Genomic DNA, 1,375 nt, shown 5'->3' on the forward strand with positions numbered 1-1,375 from the left:
GGTCTTGTTGTGTAGTTCTAGTCTTATAACCGTCTTCTTTTAACTCTTCACCTAGACCTTGCAGTAGCTTTAATTTTAATTCTTTTTTGTTCATATAATTCCTTCCGCTCTCTATTTTGATTTGTCCCACGAGGATTAGATACATGTCCTATCCTATATATAAAGAAAAAAGAGCCTATATTCGCTCTTCCTTCATATACACATTTAACAAATGCATCTTTCTAACCACTAACTTTTCTGGTGATATATTAATAGCCTCTAAAAGCAAACTGAATATACAAGTATGTACCAACACCATAAATAACAAAAGCAACTATAGTAATTAGCCAATTTTCACGAGTTTTTTGTACATACTTCGAACATGCCCAAAAAAGAAGTAAAATAATTAATTGAATTGCAGTCACTTTTGAGACAGCAATTATAGTAGTTTCCGTAACAAATACTATCCACATTCCCATTAAAATACGTGTGACTTGAATAATTAACAAGATCCTATTATTGGTAATACTTTCTTTAATATCAAACAGATAATTTTCTTGAAAAAAAACGACCAATGTTAATATAAGACTTAAACTCAAAACTATAATAAACTCTAAAAATTCTAGAAACGCTATCCACATCAACAATTCCCTCTTTCTTTTCCTATAGCATAAGGTTCATTGTAAATTTTTAATGCAGCTATTCTATTTTCACTAGAAAGATTCGACAATCATTTTGCATCTACACCATACTAATATGTAACATTGTCATGTATCCTAAACTATCATTTAATAGCTTAGAAACTATCCTCTTGTATCTCCTTGCGCTAAAAAAATCATTTAATTACATCTTATTATTTTCATGTTGCACAAATATCAAAATTATTACTAGCAATTGTTAAAAGCGCACCATCATATTGGATAAATGCACACGCCGATGATGGAACTAATTCGATTTGTGGTACAACACATTCTCCCATTAAACACTTCATCAATTTACTTTGATTTATTTCCTCTAGTTTAATACCAACGCTATTTCCTAAACTGATAATAGCAAAAGTATTTTCTATACTTACACCATAAAAATACTTGATTATATATGATACTTCTGTCCTTGGTATAGAATCAAAAACAAAGAAAAGGTTCCTTCTTCCCGAATCAAAAACTGTGTAGGAAATGTTTTTAGACTCTATTTCTTCTTTCACATTTTTTTCCTCAGATTTATCTACATGTACAATAAACTGATTAATCCTCTCTTGAACAAGTAAACTTAAATTATCAACATTACGATTATCATCATCAAATAAATCTATTTCATAAATATCAGTTACATTACTAACACGATATATATTTGCATCTTCAATACATTGAACCTTTTCGAATGTAAACTCCATAAT

2 protein-coding genes are annotated in these 1,375 nt (G+C 29.2%); both read right to left on the reverse strand.

The genetic code is table 11. From position 1 onward, the window contains the following. Window positions 1-248 precede the first annotated feature (248 nt). Entirely contained in the window at window positions 249-620 is a 372-nt protein-coding gene (locus ABWK52_RS27095) for a hypothetical protein (RefSeq protein ID WP_000264707.1), read from the reverse strand. A 218-nt stretch (window positions 621-838) separates the two neighbouring features. Continuing rightward, window positions 839-1,372, reverse strand: a complete 534-nt coding sequence (locus ABWK52_RS27100) for a hypothetical protein (RefSeq protein ID WP_000397228.1) — start codon at window positions 1,370-1,372, stop codon at window positions 839-841. Window positions 1,373-1,375: the final 3 nt, after the last annotated feature.

Origin of the sequence: Bacillus sp. AP50 (genome assembly GCF_040492675.1) — a bacterium.
Taxonomy (GTDB): Bacteria; Bacillota; Bacilli; order Bacillales; family Bacillaceae_G; genus Bacillus_A; species Bacillus_A cereus.

Bases quoted from the DNA above. Each gene is read 5' to 3' on its own strand.
- ABWK52_RS27095 (WP_000264707.1), bottom strand. From the start codon at position 620: ATGTGGATAGCGTTTCTAGAATTTTTAGAGTTTATTATAGTTTTGAGT.
- ABWK52_RS27100 (WP_000397228.1), bottom strand. From the start codon at position 1,372: ATGGAGTTTACATTCGAAAAGGTTCAATGTATTGAAGATGCAAATATA.